Genomic DNA, 22,295 nt, shown 5'->3' on the forward strand with positions numbered 1-22,295 from the left:
ATGTCTTCCATGCTCGCGTCGTTGCGCGGGCTGTTGGCGCGGAACTGGCCGCCGTAGAGGGTCAAACCGCTGATTTCGGTGGAGGTCACCTGGCCGCCACGGAAGGTTTGCGGCAGGGAGCGACCATCGTCGGAGCGCAGGATTGGCAGCACTGGCATCCATTCGCCGACCTTCAGTTCGGTCTTCGACACCTTGGCCTTGAGAGCCACGCCCAGGCGACCGAAGTCGTCGGCAGGACGGCCGTCATCGTGCACCGGCAGCAACTGGGTGCCCGCCGTGCCACGGCCGCCGTCGAGCTTGAGCGAGTACGTGCCCAGCACATCCACGCCAAAACCGACCACGCCCTGGGTGAAACCGGACTTGGCGTCGAGGATGAAGTTCTGGGTCCACTCCTCGGCTTTGCCCTGGGCGTTGTTCGGGTTGGTGAAGTTGCGGTTGAAGTAGGCGTTACGCAGGGTCAGCGTGGCCTTGGCATCATCGACGAAACCTTCGGCGCTGGCGGTCGTTGGTAGAAAGGTGGCGAGGCTGCTGCAACCGAGCAGAAGCAGCGTGGGGCTGGCGTTGAGAAGAGTACGGCGGTTTGGACGGTGGACGGGCGAAAAACGGACACGTGTGCTCACTATGACGCTCCCTACTTTTATTGTTGTTTTTGTTTGTTATACGTCGTCGTACAACATGGAGGGGATTATTTGGAAGCGACTGCTCATTGTCAACTGGCCATTATTGGAATTATCCAACTCGGGTGTGCCTCAAAGTGAGGCGTTTCAATGGATGTCGCTGGCCGAGGTCAAGACCGCAGGCCGTGGCGCCGGGCAGATGCGAGGTTTGAGAATAGCGGTGGGGTGTCTGGTTGTGCGATGACTGGTCTAAGACATTAGTCGCATGTCGGCGATCGGAAGGCTTAAGCGGGCTCTCGTGGCGAGGGGATTTATCCCCGCTGGGCTGCGAAGCAGCCCCAATGACTGTCGCTGCGGTGTGTCAGGTTGATTGCATCCAGCTTCTTTAGGACTGCTTCGCAGCCCAGCGGGGATAAATCCCCTCGCCACAAGGTGTGTTGTTAGCCCTGTTTCCAGTTTAAACAGCTTGGTGTTTATCCAGATGTAGGATCGTTCGGGTTCGGGCTACGTTGTCTTGCGCCATTCCCTACAACTGCGCCAGAATCCGCCGGCTTGTGCGCCTGGGGGCCGGGGCTCTATCGTTTCCGGGTCGCTGACGAATCAGCGATCGGGTTTGGTAGCCCGGCTTTTGACTTGTCGCATAGCCCTTGTAGCAGAGGCCTTTGGTATCTGTTTTTATGGCGGTCATGCGCAGGGCGTCTTCGGACGCGCCGGTTCTCCAAGTCACCGGTCTACCAACCCGCGTATGGCCGCCACCCTTCGTTTGGTAGCGAGGGTGATGGTCTCCTTTTTTCGATTTGGAGATTCATCTATGTTCAAACCCACACCCAACCCGCCGGACACCGATCCAGCCAACTCAAAAGCCTTCGACAAAGCCGCCGACCGCATCCTCGACCACTACCTCAAGCCCAAACCCAGCAAACCCGAGGCCGAACCCGGCCAACTCTTCACCGTCGCCCATGGCGTCGACACCGAAACCCTGCTCGCCAACCTCAGCGAAAACCTGGCCTCGGCCAATGCCATGGTCAATGACCTGGCCTTCGACCTGGAAGGTCCCAGGCGCCACATTGCCCTGGGCATCCTGCAACTGATCGAACTGAGCGGGTTGCTGGCGAACCGTGCGCTGGATAACGTCGAAGCACGCCAGTCGAGATAACGCAGGGGGCAACACCTGTGGCGAGGGAGCTTGCTCCCGCTGGGCTGCGCAGCAGCCCCAAATGGGCTGACGCGGTCTTTCAGGCAGATCGCATCAGCCAGTTTTACGACTGCTGCGCAGCCGAGCGGGAGCAAGCTCCCTCGCCACGAGAGTCCCCTGCGTACACATTTATCTGAACAGAACCACCGTCACATTGTGGGAGCGAGCTTGCTCGCTCCCACAGGGATCCCCAGTGTTTTCAGAAGTGGGTGAATGCTAGTCTTGATCAACGCTGTTGCCAGGGAGCCCTCATGGGCAATCACAAGATCGAGATTCGTCGCAGTAACGTCGAGAAAATCCTGTTGGCCGCCGAGAAGGTCTTTGCCGAGAAAGGCTTCGGCAGCACCGCCATGGCTGACATCGCCGCCGAAGTGCAATTGCCGCGTTCCAACCTGCATTACTACTTCAGCACCAAGAGCGAGCTGTACAGCGCCGTGCTGTTCGACCTGCTGGAAGTCTGGAAACAGGACGCCTTGTGCTTCGAGATGTTCGACGACCCAAGGGTGGTGCTCAGCAGTTACATCCGCGCCAAGATGAACCACTCCCGCAGCCGGCCCTACGGCTCGAAGGTCTGGGCCAACGAAATCATCCACGGCGCCCCGACCCTGGGCCAGGCGCTGGATGCCAGCCTGTATGACTGGGCCAAGATGAAGGAAGCGAAAATCCGCCAATGGGTGGAGGACAAACGCATCCTCCCCGTGGAACCTTCAAGCCTACTCTACATGATCTGGGCCTCGACCCAGCATTACGCCGACTTCGACCATCAGATCAACATTCTCAATGATCATCAGCCGCTGTCGGACATGCAGTTCGAAAAGGCGGTGCAGACCGTGACCAGTGTGATATTGCGGGGGATTGGGTTGGAGCCTTGAAAATTTGACGCAACTGATGGCCCTATCGCGAGCAGGCTCGCTCCCGCAGAGGACCGGTTGTGAACAGATGATCTGTGTTCACCACAAATCCAATGTGGGAGCGAGCCTGCTCGCGATGACGGCAGCCCAGACACCGCAAATTTCAAACCGCTACATGGTAGGGATTACGCGGATCATGGTTCCAATCCAGAAACGGCTTACCGGTGTCCACCGTCACCATCTCGATGCAGTCCTGCACCGGGCAGGTGATCTGGCACAGGTTGCAGCCCACGCATTCTTCATCGATCACTTCATATTTACGCGTGCCGTCCGCCTGCTTGAGGCTGGCGATGGCCTGGTGCGAGGTGTCTTCACAGGCGATGTGGCAGCGCCCGCAGCCGATGCAGGCGTCCTGGTCGATCTTGGCGATGACCTGGTAGTTGATGTCCAGGTACTTCCAGTCGGTGGTGTTGCCCACCGCGCGACCGGAGAACGCTTGCAGATTGGCATGGCCCTGGCTGTCCATCCAACGCGACAACCCGTCCTTCATCTCTTCGACGATGCGAAACCCATGCAGCATCGCCGCCGTGCACACTTGCACCGCGCCGCTGCCCAGGGCGATGAATTCGGCGGCGTCGCGCCAACTGCCAATGCCGCCGATGCCGCAGATGGGCAGGCCTTGGGTCTGCGGATCGCGGGCGATTTCGGCGACCATGTTCAGGGCGATGGGTTTGACTGCCGAACCGCAGTAGCCGCCGTGGGTGCTCTGGCTGCCGACGCTGGGCAGGGCGACCATGCGGTCCAGGTCGATGCTGGTGATGGAGTTGATGGTGTTGATCAACGACACCGCATCCGCACCACCCCGATACGCCGCGCGGGCGGCGACGCGGATGTCGGTGATGTTCGGCGTGAGCTTGACGATCACCGGCAGCGAGCAATAGGTCTTGCACCAGCGGGTCACTTGCTCGACGTACTCCGGCACCTGGCCGACCGCCGCGCCCATGCCCCGTTCCGGCATGCCGTGGGGGCAACCGAAGTTCAGCTCGATGCCGTCGGCACCGGTGGCTTCCACCAGGGGCAGGATAGATTTCCAGGACTCTTCGACGCAGGGCACCATCAGCGACACGATCAGCGCCCGGTCCGGCCAGTCCTTTTTTACCTGGGTGATTTCCCGCAGGTTGATCTCCAGGGAACGGTCGGTGATCAGCTCGATGTTATTGATGCCCAGCACCTCGCGATTGGCGCCGTAGTGGGCCGAGTAGCGCGACGACACGTTCACCGCCGCCGGGTCTTCCCCGAGGGTTTTCCAGACCACGCCACCCCAGCCGGCCTCGAAGGCGCGGACCACGTTGTAGGCCTTGTCGGTGGGTGGGGCGGAGGCCAGCCAGAACGGATTAGGGGCTTTGATGCCAGCGAAGACAATCGACAGATCGGCCATTTACGCAGCCTCCACGTTGAGCATCAGTTGAGCGTTGATCGCCTCGGCGGCGAGTTTGCCGTGCTGCACGGCCTGCACGGTGAGGTCCTGGTCCAGGCTGGTGCAATCGCCGCCGGCGTAGACGCCGGGAACGCTGGTGCGCAGGTGTTCGTCCACCAGGATCCGCCCGTCCTGGCGCTTGAGTTCCCGGGCCAGAGGGTCCACCAGCGCGTTGTCGTCGAAGGCCTGGCCGATGGCTTTGAAGATGGCGTCGGCAGGCAGGTCGAAGGTTTCGGCGCTGGTGACCAGCCGCCCGTTTTCCAGATGGGTACGGGAAAAGCGCATGCCGCGCACACGGCCGGCGTCATCGAGCAACACCTGCTGCGGTTGAGCCCAGGTCAGCAAGCGCACCTGATTGGCCTTGGCGATGTCTTGCTCGTGCAAGGTCGCGCCCATGTCCTCGAGGCCGCGACGGTAGACCAGGTTGACGTCCCGGGCGCCGAGGCGGGCCATTTGCACGGCCATGTCGATGGCGGTGTTGCCGGCGCCGAGGACGATGCAACGGTCGGCCAGCGGCAACTGGCTGAGGTCGTCGGCCTGGCGCAGTTCGCGGATGTACTCGGTGGCGGGTAGCAGCCCCGGTGCCTGTTCGTCACTCAGGCCCAGTTGTTTGCTGGCGGCCAGGCCGAGGCCGAGGAACACCGCGTCGAATTGCTGATGCAGGTCGCTCAGGCTCAGGTTCTCGCCAAGTTTCTGGCCATGGCGGATTTCGATGCCGCCGATGTCCAGCAGAAAGTCCAGTTCGCGCTGGGCGTAATCGTCCACCAGTTTGTACTTGGCGATGCCGTATTCGTTGAGGCCACCGGCCTTGTCACGGGCTTCGAAAATCACCACGTCATGGCCGTGCATGGCGCTGCGATGCGCGCACGACAACCCCGCCGGGCCGGCGCCGACCACGGCGATGCGCTTGCCGGTGGCGGCGGCCCGGTGGAACGGGTGTTCACTGAAGTGGGCGTTGTCCACCGCGTAGCGTTGCAACAGGCCGATCAGCACCGGTGCGCACTCGTGGGCGTTGTTGCGCACGCAGGCTTGCTGGCACAGCACCTCCGTGGGGCAGACCCGGGCGCAGCTGCCGCCGAGGATATTGGCCGAGAGGATTTTCTGCGCCGCGCCTTGGACGTTGTCCTGGTGGATGTTGCGAATGAACGAAGGGATATCGATTTCGCTCGGACAGGCATTCACGCACGGCGCGTCGTAGCAGTACAGGCAGCGAGAGGCCTCCAGGTGGGCCTGGCGCGCATTGAGCGGCGGCGCCAGGTCGCTGAAGCGGGCGGCGAGGGTGGCCGGGTCTTCCTGGGAATGGGGGAGGTGACTCAAGGGCTGGATCATGGAATGGGCCTCACGGTGTTTGAGGTGCTGCCTCTGGTGGGCAGTGGTTTTTTTCGGTGTCTGGACTGGCCTCATCGCGAGCAGGCTCGCTCCCACACTGGATTTCGGGTGAGCGCGAAATCTGTGTGCACAGCAGACCCTGTGGGAGCGAGCCTGCTCGCGATAGGCCGGAGGCCGCTCTCAGCGTTCCACGGCAACCGGCCTGTGCAACTCCGCCCGCTTACTCAGCAAATCGAACACCGCCGGATACGCCGGCCGTTCGATGTAGCGCCCGGCACCGCGTTCGGCACGCAGGTCGCCATCGGCCCAGACCAGCCGACCCTGGCTGATGGTGTGGCTGGGTACGCCGCGTACGGTCTTGCCTTCGAAGATGTTGAAGTCCACCTGCTGATGGTGGGTCTTGGCGGAAATCGTGCGGCTGCCCTGGGGATCCCAGAGCACCAGGTCGGCATCGGCGCCGACGCGGATCGCGCCCTTGCGTGGGTAGAGGTTGAAGATCTTCGCGGTGTTGGTGGAGGTGAGGGCGACGAAGTCCTGCATCGACAATTTGCCGCTGTTGACCCCTTCGTCCCAGAGCACCGCCATGCGGTCTTCGATCCCGGCGGTGCCGTTGGGGATCTTGCTGAAGTCGTCGCGGCCGGCGGCTTTTTGCTCGGCGCAGAAGCAGCAGTGGTCGGTGGCGGTGGTGTGCAGGTTGCCGGACTGCAAGCCGTGCCAGAGTGCGTCCTGATGCCCGCGTGGGCGAAACGGTGGGCTCATCACGTAACCGGCGGCAGTCTGCCAGTCCGGGTGGCGATAGACGCTGTCGTCCAGCAGCAGATGCCCGGCCAGCACTTCACCGTAGACCGGCTGGCCCTTGCTGCGGGCGTAGGTGATTTCGTCCAGGGCTTCCTTGGTGGACACGTGCACCAGGTACAACGGCGTGCCCAGGGTCTCGGCAATGCGGATGGCGCGGCTCGCGGCTTCGCCTTCCACTTGCGAGGGCCGCGACAGCGGATGGGCTTCCGGCCCGGTGATGCCCTGGGCCAGCAGCTTGCGTTGCAGGTGGTAGACCAGCTCGCCGTTCTCGGCGTGCACGGTGGGCACCGCGCCCAATTCCAGGCAGCGCTCGAAGCTCGCGACCAAGGTGTCGTCGGCGGCCATGATCGCATTCTTGTAGGCCATGAAATGCTTGAAGCTGTTCACCCCGTGGTGGCTGACCAGCTCAGCCATTTCTTCGCGGACCTGTTCGCTCCACCAGGTGATCGCCACGTGGAAACCGTAGTCGCTGGCGCTTTTCTCGGCCCAGCCGCGCCATTGATGAAAGGCTTCCATCAGCGACTGTTGGGGGTTGGGAATCACGAAGTCGATGATCGATGTAGTGCCCCCGGCCAAGCCCGCTGCCGTGCCGCTGAAGAAGTCTTCACTGGCGACCGTGCCCATGAACGGCAACTGCATGTGCGTATGGGGGTCGATGCCGCCGGGCATCAGGTATTGACCACTGCCATCGAGCACTTCGACGTCGGCGGGAACATCCAGGTTGTCACCAATGGCCTTGATCACGCCGTCGGCGCAAAACACATCGGCGCGATAACTTTCATCATGGGTAATAACGGTGGCGCCACGGATCAACAGAGACATTCCGAGTTCCTCGCAGGCATGACCGACTGTTGTCGGTTCTTTATGTTTTATCGATCACGGTAGGTAAAGTCGTGCCGGTTTATATTCTTGTCACTACTGTCAGGATTAGAAGCTAGCTGGAGTTATTGAAATGAGCAAGATTATTTTTTATAAGCTTATTCGTTAATTAACTTATTGAAATTAAAGAAATAATTTATTAATTCACCAAAATGGTGAGCCTGCTCACCATTTTGACGCACTTGACAGGATCGTTATTTGAGCGAGATTTGTCATGGTAAATCAGCGGCTTGAAAGTGCTGGAAGTGCGGTCTAGACACCTCGCGTTGATCCGGGGTGCACCACTTTGAATCTCTCACTCGACAGGACGTGAAGGTCATCTAGCCTCAAGGTCGGCAAGCAGGGATTGAAACAAGGCAATAACGTGGCTTTAAAACGTTAAACATCAAAAGGTTGAAAGGGTTATATCGATCATCCGGTCAGCTCGACGCATTATCCGGCACGGTTATTGAGTGCCGTCGTGGGTCTGGCGGGGGTGGTCGGTAGCACGCGTGCAAGTACTCCGGCCATCGCCAGTCGATGAGCAAAAATAATGAAAACAGTGGAGCGGACATGACCAGATCAACAGTGACCGAGCGCGACGGATTGTTCGAGCTTGAAGCCGGCAGCGACGTCCTCGACAGCCCCCGTTACAACCACGACATCGCGCCGACCAAGGTGCACGAGCGAACCTGGAACAAATGGCACATCACCGCCCTGTGGGTCGGCATGGCGATCTGCGTGCCGACCTACACCCTCGGTGGCGTGCTCACCGCCTACTTTGGCCTGACGGTGGGCGAGGCGTTGCTGGCGATCCTGTTTGCCAACATCATTGTGCTGATTCCCTTGACCCTGAACGCCTTCGCCGGAACCAAGTACGGCATTCCGTTTCCAGTGCTGCTGCGCTCGTCCTTCGGTGTCATCGGCTCCAACGTCCCGTGTCTGATTCGCGCCCTGGTAGCGTGTGGCTGGTTCGGCATCCAGACGATGTTCGGCGGCCTGGCGATCCACCTGTTTCTCGGCTCGGTGTTCGACGGCTGGAAGAGCCTCGGCGGAACCGGCGAGGTGATCGGCTTCATGGTGTTCTGGGTCATGAACCTGTGGGTGGTGTTGCGCGGTGCCGAGTCGATCAAATGGTTGGAAACCCTGTCCGCGCCGCTGCTGGTGCTGGTAGGTGCCGGCCTGTTGGTGTGGGCGTTGCCGAATGTCTCGTTGACTGAATTGATGGCGGTCCCGGCCAAACGCCCAGAGGGTGCCAGCGTGATCGGTTACTTTCTTGCCGGGCTGACAGCCATGGTCGGTTTCTGGGCCACGCTGTCGTTGAACATTCCGGACTTCAGCCGTTATGCCAAGAGCCAGAAAGACCAGGTCGTGGGCCAGATCATCGGCCTGCCATTGACCATGTTCCTGTTCGCCTCCCTCGGCGTGGTCATGACCGCCGCTTCGGAAAAACTGGTGGGGGTGACCGTCTCCGACCCGGTGACCTTGATCGGGCACATCCAGAGCCCGGTGTGGGTGGCGCTGGCCATGGTGCTGATCATCGTCGCCACGCTCTCGACCAACACCGCCGCCAACATCGTCTCGCCCACCAACGACTTCCAGAACCTGGCGCCGAAACTGATCGGCCGGACCAAGGCCGTGATGCTCACCGGCCTGGTGGGGTTGGCGCTGATGGCCCATGAACTGCTGAAAAAGCTTGGCCTGATCGTTTCCGAGGTCAGTCTGGAATCGGTCTATTCCAACTGGCTGCTGGGCTATTCGAGTCTGCTGGGGCCGATTGCCGGGATCATGGTGGTGGATTATTTCCTGATCAAGAAACAGCAACTGGACCTCGCCGGCCTGTACCGCGACGACGTTTACCCGGCGTGGAACTGGAACGGTTTCATCGCCTTTGGCGTGCCGGTGGTGCTGACATTGCTGTCCCTGGGCAGCGATGCGTTCAGTTGGTTCTACAGCTATGGCTGGTTCACCGGCTCGGCGTTGGGCGGGGTGATTTATTACGGGTTGTGCGGTATGCGAGCGAGCCCGTCCGTCGCTAAAACTGCGGTGTGAAGGCGGGCCTCATCGCGAGCAGGCTCGCTCCCACAGGGGGATTTGCTGTGCACACAGATTTTGCATCCACCCCAATCCAGTGTGGGAGCGAGCCCGCTCGCGATAGCAGCCTCAAGACACCAACAAAATGCCTGAAAAAATGGAGATCCCCATGAACGCCGCCATCGACGTCCTGCAATCCACCCACCAGCACATCAACCGCGACCGCCTGTGGCAATCGCTCATGGACCTGGCCCAGCTCGGTGCCACGGTCAAGGGCGGTGTGTGTCGGCTGGCCTTGACGGATCTGGACCGCCAGGCTCGCGACCTGTTCGTGCAATGGACCCAGGCGGCGGGCTGCACCGTCAGCATCGATGCGGTGGGCAATATCTTCGCCCGGCGCCCAGGGCGCAATCCGAACCTGCCACCGGTGATGACCGGCAGCCACATCGATACCCAGCCCACCGGAGGCAAGTTCGATGGCTGCTTTGGCGTACTGTCCGGGCTGGAAGTGCTACGTACCCTCAATGATCTGAACATCGAAACCGAGGCCCCCCTGGAAGTAGTGGTGTGGACCAACGAAGAAGGCTCGCGCTTCGCCCCGTGCATGATGGGCTCCGGGGTGTTCGCGGAAAAATTCACCCTCGAAGAAACCCTGGCCAAGGTCGACGCCGAAGGCATCACCGTCGGCCAGGCGTTGAATGCCATCGGCTATGCCGGCACGCGCCAGGTCAGCGGGCACCCGGTGGGCGCATATTTCGAGGCGCACATCGAACAGGGGCCAATCCTGGAAGACGAGGGCAAGACCATCGGCGTGGTCATGGGCGCCCTGGGGCAGAAATGGTTCGACTTGACACTGCGCGGTGTGGAAGCTCACGCCGGCCCGACCCCGATGCACCTGCGCAAGGACGCCCTGGTGGGCGCCTCGATCATTGTCGGCGCCGTCAACCGCGCCGCCCTCGGCCATCAACCCCATGCCTGCGGCACGGTCGGTTGCCTGCAAGCCTATCCGGGCTCGCGCAATGTCATCCCCGGTGAAGTGCGCATGACCCTGGATTTCCGTCACCTGGAACCGGCACGCCTGGATTCGATGATCGCCGAGGTCAAGCAAGTGATCGAAGACACCTGCCGCCAGCACGGCCTGACCTTCGACTTGAAACCCACCGCCGATTTCCCGCCGCTGTATTTCGACCAGGGCTGCGTCGACGCCGTCCGCGGCGCGGCCCAAGGGTTGGGCCTGTCCCACCTGGACATCGTCAGCGGAGCAGGCCATGACGCGATCTTCCTCGCCGAACTGGGCCCGGCCGGGATGATCTTCGTGCCCTGCGAAGGCGGCATCAGCCACAACGAAATCGAAAACGCCGCCCCGGATGACCTCGCCGCCGGCTGTGCGGTGCTGCTGCGGGCGATGCTGGCCGCTTCACAGGCGATTGCCGAGGGGCGCATGGCGGCGTGAAGGGCCGATGCACTATTGCAAACCCATGTGGTCGTAACTTTCAACGCATCCATGCTTGAACCCTACTGACCACATGGAGACCCAATGAATCAGCAAGTCCCGACCACCGATACCAACCGTCGCCAATTGCTGCAGATCATTGCCGGACTGTCCGACGGGGTGATGTTGATCGAGGTCGACCAGACCATCGCCTGGGCCAACGCAGCGGCCTTGACGATGCACGGGGTCAAGGACCTCAGTGAGCTGGGCACCACGGCCCGGCAATATGCCCGGCGCTTCAATCTGCGTTACCGCAACAATCATCCACTGACCGAAGACAACTACCCCATCGCCCGGGTTGCCCGTGGCGATGAGTTCAGCGATGTGCTGGTGGAAGTCACGCCTCAGGCCGATCCCGATCGCACCTGGGTGCATCGGATCCGCAGCATGGTGCTGGCTGACCGCAACGGCGAGCCGGAACTGCTCGTGTTGATCCTCAGCGATGCCACCGAATGGGCCAGCGCCGAGCAGCGCTTCGAGAAAACCTTCGGCGCCAATCCGGCGCCGGCGGTGATCTGCCGCCTCAGCGACCTGCGTTACATCAAGGTCAACCCTGGGTTCCTGGAGATGACCGGCTACACCCGGGAGCAGGTGATCGGGCGTTCGGTGTATGAACTGGATGTGCTCGAAGCCGCCGAGAAACGCGACCTGGCCATCGAGCGCCTGGGGCAGGGCGCGACCATTCCACAAATGCAGGCCGAGTTGAAGTTGCCCGACGGCACCAGCAAGCAAGTGATCGTCGCCGGCCAGCCGCTGGATCTGCACGACGAAGACTGCATGCTGTTTTCCTTCATGGACATGGAGCCGCGCCGCAAGGCCGAAACGGCGCTGCGCCAGAGCGAGGAGCGCTTTGCCAAGTCGTTCCGCCTGTCACCCGTGCCCACCCTGGTGTGCAGCGCCGAGCAACAGTTGTTGGAAATCAACGAAGCGTTCCTCCAGACCACCGGTTACGCCAGCGAAGAGTTGCTGGGTAAAACCGTGGAAGAGATCGGCTTTCTCGACAAGGACGCCAGTGCCGCGCTGTTCGCCCGGCTGGAAAAGGCCGCCGCGGTCTCACGTATCGACGTCAAGGTGCACAAGAAGGGCGGTGAACTCATCGACTGTGAGGTCGCCGCCGATACCGTGCTCATCCAGGACAAGCCTTGCTATCTGCTGGTGCTGATGAACATCACCGAGCGCAAACGCTCGGAGCTGGAGTTGGTGGCGGCTATCGAGGAGGTGATGAAAGACGCTTCCTGGTTCAGTCGGACCCTGATTGAAAAACTGGCTAACGTGAAGAGTATCAACGCCCAGGTGCCCAGCGTGTCATTCACCGAGCTGACAGCCCGGGAGCGAGATGTGCTGGGGCTGATTTGCGAAGGCCTGGCCGACAAGGAAATCGCCGCGCGCCTCAAGCTCGCGCCCAACACCGTGCGCAATCACGTGGCGACCCTGTATTCGAAACTGGATGTCCATAGCCGTAGCGAGGCAATTGTCTGGGCCCGGGAGCGGGGGTTGTTCGCTAACGAATGGCGGATGAAGGCACCATGATAGCCAGTGCAAATGCACCTGGCGTGCTGGTGCAAATTCGGGTTTTGCAGGAAGGGGCGGTTCCTTAGGCTGTCAGGGTGCGACATCGTCCATGATGTCGCGTCCCCACGAAACACGTAAGGAATACGCCACAATGTACAGCGAACGAACCCAGTATCAGAGCGACAGGACGTCTACGCGGACCAGGAGGTCGGAGCAGTCCACCGTTCATTTGCGCCCCCGGGGCTGAGGTGCATCACATGACCCATCTGGCCCCCTTGCGCGCCCGCCTCGAAGAAAGTTTTACGCCGCTGGCCTGCGAATGCAGCCTCAATGGTGACGGCACCCTCACCGTGCGCCTGTATCACCGCGAAAGTGGAGAGGTGGACCTGGTGGTGAGCGGTATGAGCGTCGACAGCGTCCGCTCGGAAGAAAGCATCGCCAAGTTGATCGATGAGCTGCGCTATGAGTTGCATAACACGCCGCTGCATCGCAGTGATGCCTGATAGATAAAGATCAAGCACACCACACCGTGGCGAGGGAGCTTGCTCCCGCTGGGTCGCGTAGCGACCCCAAAACCTGCCGGACGCGCATGCCAACCAAACCATGTCCACCGGTTTTGCGACTGCTTCGCAGCCGAGCGGGAGCAAGCTCCCTCGCCACAGATGCTGCTCCAGCCCTATGACTACAACAACGTCCCCCGGCAATCGAGCACCAGCCGCGCGCCCCCATGTTCGCTACTACCCACCTCCAACGTGAACCCATGCAGATTGACGATCGCCGCGACGATCGACAGACCCAGGCCAAACCCACTTTGCTGGCTGCTGCCCTCGGCGCGGTAGAATCGGCGAAACACGGCCTTGCGCTCCGCTTCGGGGATGCCGGGGCCGGAGTCGAGCACTTCGATGCGGGTGCTGTCGCCCTGATCGACCCCACGCAGGGTCACCTTGCCCCCCGGCGGGGTGAACTTGATGGAATTGCTCAGCAGGTTCGACACTGCCTCGAACAGCAACGCCCGGTCGCCGTTGAGCAGGGGCAGGGCGTCGGGCACTTCCAGGGTGAACGTCAGTTCGCCTTCTTCGGCCAGCGGCAGGTAAAAGTCGTGCAGTTCCTGCAATAACTGCAACGGATCGAGGCGCACGAACCCCGAGCGGCGCTGCTGGTCTTCCAGTTCGGAAATCCGCAACAGCCCTCGAAACCGAGCCATCAGGGTGTCTGTCTCGGCGATCACCTGGTCCATCTGCAAGGCCTCGGGCGAGCCGTCCGGGGCCTCTTGCTGGATGCGATACAACTGGGCGCGCAAGCGGGTCAGCGGGGTGCGCAGGTCATGGGCGATGTTGTCGCACACGCCCTTGACCTCGTTCATCAAGCGTTCGATGCGGTCGAGCATGGCATTGACGATCGCCGCCAGCATGTCCAGTTCATCACGCCGGCTCGACAGCGGCAGGCGATGGGTCAGGTCGCCGGCGACGATGGCTTCGGCGCTGGCCTGCAGTTTGCGAATCCGCCGTAACGGTCGGCGGCGCAACAGATGCCAGCCAGCGATGCCCGGCAGGATCGTCAGCGATACCCCCCAGAACAGCGCATGCAAGATGATGCGGGTCACAGCGAACAGTGAGCCGTTGTCCCGGGCCAGGACCAGCCAGCGGCCGTCCTGGGTGCGGGTCGCCACCGCGTCACAACTGTCGGAAGGTACGCTCGGGTCGTCGGAATCGACGCAGCCGCCGAGCATGTGGATCTTGCCATCCAGCGGCAGGTCGGTGGGGATTCGTTGGATCGGCCCGCCCAAATGCCGCAGTTGCGGATCGAACAGGCCGTAGGCATCGACGCCGCGCTCGTCCAGCGTCAGGCTGGCCATGAGCGCGTCTTCCAGTTGATCGCCATGGATCCGGGCGAACAGATGCTGGCGCTGCATCAGGGAGTGCTTGGCCAGGCTGTCGAGGTAGCCGAATACTTCGTAGTACATCACCCCCATCAGGATCGCGCTCCAGATCACGAACAGCGAACTGTACAGCGCCAGCAGGCGGCTGCTGGAGGAGCGCCAGCCCTTAGCGGGGTTCAGCAATGACATAGCCGGAACCCCGTACCGTGCGAATCAGCGGTTCCAGGCCCGGCGGGTCGATTTTCTTGCGCAGGCGGCCGATGTGGACGTCGATCAGGTTGGTGCCGGGGTCGAAGTGATAGCCCCAGACTTCTTCGAAAATCATCATGCGCGAGAGGATCTGCCCGCTATTGCGCATCAGGAATTCCAGCAGCTTGTATTCGGTGGGCAGCAGGCTGAGCAATTGGCCGTTACGGCTGGCTTCGCGGCTGATCAGGTTCAGCTCCAGGTCGGCCACCCGCAGCACGGTCTCCGGCTCGCGGGCGCCGTTGTTGCGCCGCAGCAGCACTTCGACCCGGGCAGCCATTTCGTCGGTGGCGAACGGCTTGGTCAGGTAATCGTCGCCGCCGGCTCGCAGGCCGCGAACCCGCTCATCCACGTCCGAGAGGGCGCTGATCATCAGGATCGGCGTGGCCACGCCCATGGTACGCAGGGTGGTGACGATCACCAGGCCGTCGAGCTCGGGCAGCATGCGGTCGAGGGTGATCAGGTCGTAGTCGCCGCTGACCGCTCGTTCCAGGCCTTCGCGGCCGTTGTCGACCCAGTCGACGTCCAGGCCGTTGCGGGTCAGCTCGGCAACGATTTCACGGGCGGTCACGGCGTCGTCTTCGATGGTCAGGATGCGGTTCATGGGCGGTACCGTGTGGGGAAATTGGAGCGATTGCGCAGCATTTTGCCAAAGAATACCTGTCGGCTTTCTGAAAAAAAGTTCATGAGCCGGCGAGCCGATTCGCTGGCCTGGATCAACACTTGGTCACAAATAATCCCTAACATAAATTTCGCGCGCACTATCCTGTTGCATCTTCATGCCCCGCTTTGGCGCACCGTTGCTATAGGGTATCGACGTAAACGGTGAGGGTGTGCCGCCAGGAGCCTAGACCTCAAAGAACCTTCAAGGAAGAGCAGTATGATGCAACCTCAAGACTCTCTACGCCGAAAATTCGATATCCAGCCGTTGGCCCGGGCCGACATGACCGTGCGCCTGGACGGGCAGGCTGTCAGTGCCGCCCAGGGTGAAACCGTCCTCACTGTCATTCAATCCCTGGGCCAACGTCAGGTGGCCCGCAACGATCACGACCAGATCAGCGGTGCCTACTGCGGCATGGGCGTGTGCCAGTGCTGCCTGGTCAAGATCGACGGTCGCCACAAGCGCCGCGCCTGCCAGACCCTGGTACGCCCTGGCATGCAGATCGAAACCCGGGCCAATCGCATCACCGAAACGGAGGCACCATGAGCCTCGATCCGGTGATTGTCGGCGGTGGGCCGGCAGGTATGGCGGCGGCCATTGAATTGGCCTCGCACGGGGTGCGCTGCACCTTGCTCGAAGAAGCGCCGCGCCTGGGTGGCGTGGTGTATCGCGGACCGTTGCGCGATGGCGTGCGCCTGGATTACCTCGGCCCGCGCTACAGCGAAGCCCTGGAGAAACTCCATGGTGAATTCCAGCAACACGCCGGGCTGATCGACGTGCGATTGAGCAGCCGGGTCATTGGCGCCGAAGGCTTCCGGGCGCTGATGCTGCTGGACGCTGACGAACGCTTGCGCGAGGTGGCCTATTCGCACCTGATCCTGGCGGCCGGCTGTCACGAACGCAGCGTGCCATTTCCTGGCTGGACCCTGCCGGGGGTGATGATGCTCGGTGGCCTGCAATTGCAGATCAAGAGCGGCGTGGTCAGGCCGCCGAGCCCAGTGGTGATCGCCGGCACGGGGCCGTTGCTGCCGCTGGTGGCCTGCCAGCTGCACGCTTCGGGCGTGGCGGTGGCGGGTGTCTATGAAGCCTGTGCGTTCGGCCGGATCGCCAAGGAAAGCCTGGCCCTGCTGAACAAGCCACAGCTGTTTCTCGATGGCCTGAGCATGCTCGCCTATCTCAAGCTCAATCGCATTCCCGTGCGCTACGGCTGGGGCGTGGTCCAGGCGGACGGCGAGGGTGAGTTGAGCCATGTCACCGTCGCGCCGTATTCCAGTACCTGGGAGCCGGACCTGAAACGCTCCGAACAGATACCGGCCCAGACGCTGGCGGTCGGCTACGGGTTCATCCCGCGCACTCAATTGAGCCAGCAGATGGGCCTGGAGCACGGTTTCAGTGAGGACGGCTATTTGCGGGCGGTGTCCGATGCCTGGCAACAAAGCAGCGAAGCGCACATTCACCTGGCCGGCGACATGGGCGGGATTCGCGGTGGTGAAGCCGCGATGCTGAGCGGACGCATCGCGGCGCTGTCGATCCTGATGCAGCGCAATGTGCTGGACCCGTCCACGGCCCTGGCACAGCGCGAACGCTACCAGGGGCAACTGGAGCGGATCATCCGCTTTCGCGCCGCCGTGGATCGCTATACCCAGCGTGGCGCCGGGCAAACCACATTGCCGGCGGCCGATACGGTGATCTGCCGCTGCGAGCACGCCACCCGCGCCGACATCGACCGGGCGCTGGAACAAGGCGTCCAAGACATGGCCAGCCTGAAGATGCGCACCCGCGTGAGCATGGGCGATTGCCAGGGGCGGATGTGCGTCGGCTATTGCAGCGATCGCCTGCGCGAAGCCACCGGGCGGGCCGATGTGGGCTGGCTGCGGCCGCGTTTCCCCATCGATCCGATTCCCTTTTCAGCGTTCCAGAACGTCGGCACGGAGGCCGTTTCCCATGATTAAGGACTATGACGTGGTCATCGCCGGTGGCGGTGTGATCGGCGCCTCTTGTGCCTATCAATTGTCCAAGCGCAAACACCTGAAGATCGCCCTGATCGACAGCAAGCGCCCCGGCAATGCGACCCGCGCGTCGGCGGGTGGGCTGTGGGCCATCGGTGAGTCGGTGGGCCTGGGGTGCGGGGTGATCTTCTTTCGCATGATGTCGGCCAACCGCAAGCGCCAGACCCAGGGCGCCGCCGTGGCGGTGGATGCCAGCACGCCGCATATCCTGCCCCAGTCGTTCTTCGATTTCGCCTTGCAGTCCAATGCGATGTATCCGCAGTTGCACCGCGAGTTGATCGACAACCACGGCATGGATTTCAAGTTCGAGGAGACCGGGCTCAAGTTCGTGATCTACGACGACGAAGACCGTTTGTACGCCGAGCACATCGTCGCCTGCATTCCGCACCTGGCCGACCAGGTGCGCTGGCTTGACCAGGCGGCCTTGCGAGAGGCGGAGCCGAATGTCAGCCATGAAGCCCTGGGGGCGCTGGAGTTTCTCTGCGATCACCAGGTCAGCCCTTTCCGTCTGGCCGACGCCTACACCGAAGGCGCCCGGCAGAATGGCGTCGATATGTTCTTCAACACCAGCGTGACTGAAGTCCTGCGCAGTGGTTCGCGGGTCACCGGGGTGAAAACCGCCGAGGCCGGGACCTTCATCTGCCGGACCCTGATCAACGCGGCCGGTGCCTGGGCGGCGGACCTGAGCGAACAGGCCACTGGCGTACGGATTCCGGTCAAGCCGGTCAAGGGGCAGATCCTGCTGACCGAGCGCATGCCGAAAATCCTCAACGGCTGCCTGACCACCAGCGACTGCTATGTGGCGCAGAAAGACAACGGTGAAATCCTCATTGGCAGCACCACCGAAGACAAAGGCTTCGATGTGACCACGACCTATCCGGAGATCGAAGGGCTGGTGCAAGGCGCGGTACGGTGCATCCCGCAGTTGGCCGACATCAACCTGAAACGAACCTGGGCCGGCCTGCGCCCGGGTTCGCCTGATGAATTGCCGATCCTGGGGCCGATGCGCGGCGTGGAGGGCTATCTCAATGCCTGCGGGCATTTCCGCACCGGCATCCTCACCTCGGCCATCACCGGGGTACTGCTGGACAAGCTGGTGAACAACGAGCCGTTGCCGCTGGACATCACGCCATTTCTGGAAGAACGCTTCGAGGTGGCGCCGAAGGCCGTTGAAACAAAAGAAGTGGAACTGGCCTGAGAATAAGCCTTCTCTACCTACAGAGATTTGTAATGAACCCTGTGGGAGCCGAGCTTGCTCGCGATGACGGCGGCACATTCAGCATCCATGCAAGCTGACCCACCGCTATCGCGAGCAAGCTCAGCTCCCACACAAGTCGCGCTCGTCCGCTATTCCATCGGCGTGCTGACAAACGCCTCCAGCCCTTCGGCATAAGCCGTGAAGGCACTGATCAACGGGAAAGCCTTGCCCTGCACCTGATCCGGCACCACGAGGTTGGTGAAACTCCACGCCACTGCCACCGTGATGCCAGCCTGATCAATCGAGCCATCGGTGCTCAACGGCTGTTTCTCCAGTTCCTGCTCCAGCATTCCATAGGCCGCCGCCAGTTGGCCTTCCACGCGTTCAACCCAAGGTGCGTGCTGAATTTCCGCCGGCCGCAGGTTGCGCTCATAGTAAATCTGCACCGATTTCTCGCACGCCGCCAAGGCCAGGCCGAGCAGGCGCAGTGAGTGCACTCGTTGCCCAATGTCGGCCGGCATCAAGCTTTTCCCAGGCGCGGCCAAGGCCTCCAGGTAGTCAATGATCAACGTGGAGTCCATCAGCACGGTGCCGTCGTCCAGCACCAGGGAAGGGGCTTTGACCGTCGGGTTGATGCGTTGGAATTGTTCGAAATGCCTGAACACCGAAACCGACTTGTGCTCCAGGGCAATGCCCAGGCATTTGGCGGAAATGGCGACGCGGCGTACGTAGGGTGAGTCCAGCATACCGATCAGTTTCATGGCTTCTCCTTCAGCGATTCATGGGCCGGGGCGTTAATCCTCGAACCCGACCTGTTCATGGATTTCATCGACCTTGAGTTCCAGTCGGTAAGCCACGGCGATGAACAACGCCTGGCACAGGCACAATGTGGCACTCAACGAGCGGAAGGCGAACGAACTGCCTTCGTTGACCAGCAACACCGCGTTGGCTCGTTTAGCCAGGGGCGAGAGGTTGCTGTCGGTGATGATCAGGGTCTTGGCCTGGTGGTGCTGGGCGATGCGCAGGCAGTGCTGGGTTTCCTTGCCGTACGGCGTGAAGCTGATGGCGATCACCAGGTCGTTGGCCCGCACGCTACGCATCTGCTCGCGGTAGCTGCCACCCAGGCCGGATACCAGGTGAATGCGTTTATTGGTGTGTTGCAGGTTGTAGACCAGGTAATCGGCCACCGCGAACGAACGGCGCACGCCCACCACATAAATATTGTCGGCATTGACTACCAGGTCCACGGCTTTTTCGAACGCCTGGTCGTCCAGCTCCAACCCCAGGCGCTCGATGCCTGACAGGGTGGCATTGATGCACTCGCGAGCCAGGTCGCCGCCGCTGGCTTTCTGCGACTTGTTGGCGATCATGCTGCGGATGCGCTGCTGGTAGTTCTGCACCGGCGTGGTCTTGTGGGTGTAGGCCTCGCGGAACAACGCCTGCATTTCGCTGAACCCGCTGAAGCCGAAGCGCTGGGAAAACCTGACGATGGCCGAGGGGTGCACTTCGCATTCGCGGGCGATGTCGCTGATGCGGTCGACCATGATCCGGTCGCTCTGCTGGCTCATGTAGCTGGCGATGCGTTTGAGTTGGCGCGGCAGGCTTTCGTATTCATCGGTGATCAGTTGCAGCAGGCGCTCGGCATTGATCGGTGGGCTGGAGAGGGCGGGTTCGGACGCGCTCTCGGACGGCGCCGGCAGATCATCGGGGCGGGTCATAGAAAATCCTTCTGGCTTGTTCTTATAGGGCGGCCCGAAAACAGGTCGGCCCTCGACAATAGGTTGGCTGGTCGCAGTCTACAGCGTAGGCGCAGGGAAAATCATGGGCGGACAAATGTTGCAGCAGGTGCTGAAACGATGCACTGCGCCTGGGTGGCTTCGCTCATAGCGTATTGGAAAAAATATTCCACGTAAAAAATTTATAGAATAATTATTGATTATTGCCTGCTGCTCGTTTTAGTCTGCATTCACCAACAGCGTTGTCGCCGGTTCGGGCGACAAGCGCAGGCTGATAAAAATAACAGGAGCCAGCATGGGCCAGACTCGTTTTGCCAGTGGGCGTCAATTGGATGTGATCTGCCTGGGACGCCTGGGTGTCGACCTTTACGCGCAGCAAGTCGGCGCGCGTCTGGAAGATGTTTCGAGCTTCGCCAAGTATCTGGGTGGTTCGTCGGCCAACATCGCCTTCGGCACGGCGCGATTGGGGCTCAAGTCAGCGATGCTGAGCCGGGTAGGCGACGACCACATGGGTCGCTTCCTGGTGGAGTCCCTGGCGCGCGAAGGCTGCGATGTCAGTGGCATCAAGGTCGACCCCGAACGCCTGACGGCCTTGGTCCTGCTGGGTATCAAGGACCGGGAAACCTTTCCCCTGGTGTTCTACCGGGAAAATTGCGCCGACATGGCGCTGCGCGCCGAAGACATCGACGAAACCTTCATTGCCTCCAGCAAGGCGCTGCTGATCACCGGTACTCACTTCTCTACCGAAAGCGTCTACAAGGCCAGCACCCAGGCGCTGGATTACGCCCAGAGACACAACGTCAAGCGCGTATTGGACATCGACTATCGTCCTGTGCTCTGGGGCCTGGCGGGCAAGGCCGACGGGGAAACCCGCTTTGTCGCCGACCAGAAGGTCAGCCAGCACGTGCAAAGCATCCTGCCGCGTTTCGACCTGATCGTTGGCACCGAAGAAGAATTCCTGATCGCCGGCGGCAGCGAAGACCTGCTGAGTGCATTGCGTACTGTGCGCTCGCTGACGGCGGCGACCCTGGTGGTCAAGCTAGGCCCGCAGGGTTGCACGGTGATCCACGGCGCTATCCCGACTCGACTTGAAGACGGCGCGATTTACCCGGGTGTGCGGGTCGAGGTGCTGAATGTATTGGGCGCCGGTGATGCGTTCATGTCGGGCTTTCTCGCGGGTTGGCTGGAGGACGCCAGCGATGAACGCTGCTGCCAATTGGCCAATGCCTGCGGTGGCCTGGTGGTGTCGCGCCATGCCTGTGCTCCAGCGATGCCGACCCGGGCCGAACTCGACTATCTATTCAAGAGCCCGGTGCCGATTACCCGGCCGGACCAGGACGCCGTGCTGCAACGACTGCATCAGGTCAGCGTCCCCCGCAAGGCCTGGAAACAGCTGTTCATCTTTGCTTTCGACCATCGCTGGCAACTGGTGGAACTGGCCCAGAAGGGCGGTCGTGACCTCAGTTGCATTGGTCAACTCAAGCAACTGTTCATCCAGGCGGTGGAGCGGGTCGAAACCGACTTGCGGCGTCAGGGCGTCGAGGCTGACGTCGGCCTGCTCGCCGATCAGCGTTTCGGCCAGGACTCGCTGAACGCCGCGACCGGGCGTGGCTGGTGGGTGGCGCGGCCGGTGGAGGTGCAGAACTCGCGGCCGCTGGCGTTCGAACACGGGCGTTCCATCGGCAGCAACCTGATCGCCTGGCCCCGGGAACAGATCATCAAGTGCCTGGTGCAATTTCACCCCGATGACGAACCGCTGCTGCGGCTGGAGCAGGAAGCGCAATTGATGGGGCTGTACAAGGCCTCCCAGGTCAGCGGTCATGAATTGCTGCTGGAAGTCATTCCGCCCAAGGATCATCCATCGCCGCACCCGGACGTGCTCTATCGTGCCCTCAAGCGCCTCTACAACCTGGGTATTTTCCCGGCATGGTGGAAGATCGAAGCCCAGAGCGCGGATGAGTGGAAACAACTCGATGAGCTGATCCAACAGCGCGATCCGTATTGCCGGGGCGTGGTGCTGCTGGGTCTCAACGCCCCGGCCGCCGCACTGGCCGAAGGTTTCCGCCAGGCCAGCCAGAGCAGCACCTGCCGCGGATTTGCCGTGGGTCGCACGATCTTCCAGGAACCGAGCCGGGCCTGGCTGGCCGGGGAAATCGATGATGAAACACTGATCCGCCAGGTGCAGGGCAGGTTTGTGGAGTTGATCGAGGCGTGGCGCAGTGCCCGTGCCTGATGACTGTGCAGGCTTCTGTGGTGCTCTTGTGGCGAGGGGATTTATCCCCGCTGGGCTGCGAAGCAGCCCCAAACCCGGCAACTCGGTGAGTCAGGCAAATTACATTCAACCCTAAGGGGGCCGCTTCGCGACCCAGCGGGGATAAATCCCCTCGCCACAATAAGTATTCC

The 22,295-nt window shown here is 61.7% G+C and carries 18 protein-coding genes; 10 read left to right on the forward strand and 8 right to left on the reverse strand.

What is annotated here, in order from left to right; translation table 11 throughout:
• A partial coding sequence (locus DTP52_RS26195; RefSeq protein ID WP_256594287.1) for an OprD family outer membrane porin occupies positions 1-548 on the reverse strand: 548 nt, incomplete at its 3' end.
• A gap of 880 nt (positions 549-1,428) precedes the next feature.
• On the opposite strand from DTP52_RS26195, the gene DTP52_RS26200 reads away from it, so the two are divergent.
• Both DTP52_RS26200 and DTP52_RS26210 read left to right on the forward strand, forming a co-directional pair.
• A complete protein-coding gene (locus tag DTP52_RS26200; protein ID WP_109755953.1) occupies positions 1,429-1,773 on the forward strand; it encodes a DUF6124 family protein in 345 nt (114 codons plus the stop codon).
• 290 nt (positions 1,774-2,063) lie between these two features.
• Positions 2,064-2,684 (forward strand): TetR/AcrR family transcriptional regulator, encoded by a 621-nt coding sequence (locus tag DTP52_RS26210; RefSeq protein ID WP_109755955.1) that lies wholly within the window; start codon positions 2,064-2,066, stop codon positions 2,682-2,684.
• A 142-nt stretch (positions 2,685-2,826) separates the two neighbouring features.
• On the opposite strand, the gene preA is transcribed toward DTP52_RS26210, so the two are convergent.
• From preA to hydA, 3 genes are all read right to left on the reverse strand, one after another.
• The gene (preA, locus tag DTP52_RS26215) at positions 2,827-4,101 is read right to left on the reverse strand and encodes an NAD-dependent dihydropyrimidine dehydrogenase subunit PreA (RefSeq protein WP_109755956.1); all 1,275 of its coding nucleotides are present in this window, start codon (positions 4,099-4,101) and stop codon (positions 2,827-2,829) included.
• A complete protein-coding gene (locus DTP52_RS26220; RefSeq protein WP_109755957.1) occupies positions 4,102-5,469 on the reverse strand; it encodes an NAD(P)-dependent oxidoreductase in 1,368 nt (455 codons plus the stop codon).
• A 180-nt stretch (positions 5,470-5,649) separates the two neighbouring features.
• The gene (gene hydA / locus DTP52_RS26225) at positions 5,650-7,089 is read right to left on the reverse strand and encodes a dihydropyrimidinase (protein WP_109755958.1); all 1,440 of its coding nucleotides are present in this window, start codon (positions 7,087-7,089) and stop codon (positions 5,650-5,652) included.
• A 609-nt stretch (positions 7,090-7,698) separates the two neighbouring features.
• Between hydA and DTP52_RS26230 the strand changes: the two genes are divergently transcribed.
• From DTP52_RS26230 to DTP52_RS26245, 4 genes are all read left to right on the forward strand, one after another.
• Positions 7,699-9,177 (forward strand): NCS1 family nucleobase:cation symporter-1, encoded by a 1,479-nt coding sequence (locus DTP52_RS26230; protein ID WP_109755959.1) that lies wholly within the window; start codon positions 7,699-7,701, stop codon positions 9,175-9,177.
• Between the two features lie 151 nt (positions 9,178-9,328).
• Positions 9,329-10,612: a Zn-dependent hydrolase gene (locus DTP52_RS26235; protein ID WP_109755960.1), complete on the forward strand. Its 1,284-nt coding sequence runs from the start codon at positions 9,329-9,331 to the stop codon at positions 10,610-10,612.
• 84 nt (positions 10,613-10,696) lie between these two features.
• Positions 10,697-12,181 (forward strand): PAS domain S-box protein, encoded by a 1,485-nt coding sequence (locus DTP52_RS26240; protein WP_109755961.1) that lies wholly within the window; start codon positions 10,697-10,699, stop codon positions 12,179-12,181.
• A 239-nt stretch (positions 12,182-12,420) separates the two neighbouring features.
• On the forward strand, positions 12,421-12,666 hold the full coding sequence (locus tag DTP52_RS26245) for a DUF1652 domain-containing protein (RefSeq protein WP_109755962.1): 246 nt from the start codon (positions 12,421-12,423) through the stop codon (positions 12,664-12,666).
• 179 nt (positions 12,667-12,845) lie between these two features.
• Here the strand turns inward: DTP52_RS26245 and DTP52_RS26250 are convergent, their stop codons facing one another.
• On the reverse strand, positions 12,846-14,231 hold the full coding sequence (locus DTP52_RS26250; protein WP_109755963.1) for a HAMP domain-containing sensor histidine kinase: 1,386 nt from the start codon (positions 14,229-14,231) through the stop codon (positions 12,846-12,848).
• The gene (locus tag DTP52_RS26255) at positions 14,209-14,892 is read right to left on the reverse strand and encodes a response regulator transcription factor (RefSeq protein WP_039592999.1); all 684 of its coding nucleotides are present in this window, start codon (positions 14,890-14,892) and stop codon (positions 14,209-14,211) included. Before DTP52_RS26255 ends, DTP52_RS26250 begins: the two co-directional genes overlap by 23 nt.
• A gap of 279 nt (positions 14,893-15,171) precedes the next feature.
• Here DTP52_RS26255 and hcnA point away from each other — a divergent pair, with 279 nt between their 5' ends.
• The 3 genes from hcnA to hcnC are packed head-to-tail and all read left to right on the forward strand — an operon-like array spanning position 15,172 to position 18,156.
• On the forward strand, positions 15,172-15,495 hold the full coding sequence (gene hcnA, locus DTP52_RS26260) for a cyanide-forming glycine dehydrogenase subunit HcnA (RefSeq protein ID WP_162893903.1): 324 nt from the start codon (positions 15,172-15,174) through the stop codon (positions 15,493-15,495).
• On the forward strand, positions 15,492-16,901 hold the full coding sequence (gene hcnB / locus DTP52_RS26265) for a cyanide-forming glycine dehydrogenase subunit HcnB (protein WP_109755965.1): 1,410 nt from the start codon (positions 15,492-15,494) through the stop codon (positions 16,899-16,901). Before hcnA ends, hcnB begins: the two co-directional genes overlap by 4 nt.
• The gene (gene hcnC / locus DTP52_RS26270) at positions 16,894-18,156 is read left to right on the forward strand and encodes a cyanide-forming glycine dehydrogenase subunit HcnC (protein ID WP_109755966.1); all 1,263 of its coding nucleotides are present in this window, start codon (positions 16,894-16,896) and stop codon (positions 18,154-18,156) included. Before hcnB ends, hcnC begins: the two co-directional genes overlap by 8 nt.
• A gap of 149 nt (positions 18,157-18,305) precedes the next feature.
• Here the strand turns inward: hcnC and DTP52_RS26280 are convergent, their stop codons facing one another.
• Positions 18,306-18,917 carry a glutathione S-transferase family protein gene (locus tag DTP52_RS26280; RefSeq protein WP_109755968.1) on the reverse strand — a complete coding sequence of 204 codons (612 nt, stop codon included), beginning with the start codon at positions 18,915-18,917 and terminating at the stop codon, positions 18,306-18,308.
• 33 nt (positions 18,918-18,950) lie between these two features.
• Positions 18,951-19,874 (reverse strand): MurR/RpiR family transcriptional regulator, encoded by a 924-nt coding sequence (locus tag DTP52_RS26285; RefSeq protein ID WP_109755969.1) that lies wholly within the window; start codon positions 19,872-19,874, stop codon positions 18,951-18,953.
• A gap of 313 nt (positions 19,875-20,187) precedes the next feature.
• Between DTP52_RS26285 and iolC the strand changes: the two genes are divergently transcribed.
• Positions 20,188-22,125, forward strand: coding sequence for a 5-dehydro-2-deoxygluconokinase (iolC, locus tag DTP52_RS26290; RefSeq protein WP_109755970.1), 1,938 nt, complete (start codon positions 20,188-20,190; stop codon positions 22,123-22,125).
• Positions 22,126-22,295 lie beyond the last annotated feature (170 nt).

Source organism: Pseudomonas sp. 43mfcvi1.1 (assembly GCF_900115935.1).
Classification (GTDB): domain Bacteria; phylum Pseudomonadota; class Gammaproteobacteria; order Pseudomonadales; family Pseudomonadaceae; genus Aquipseudomonas; species Aquipseudomonas bijieensis.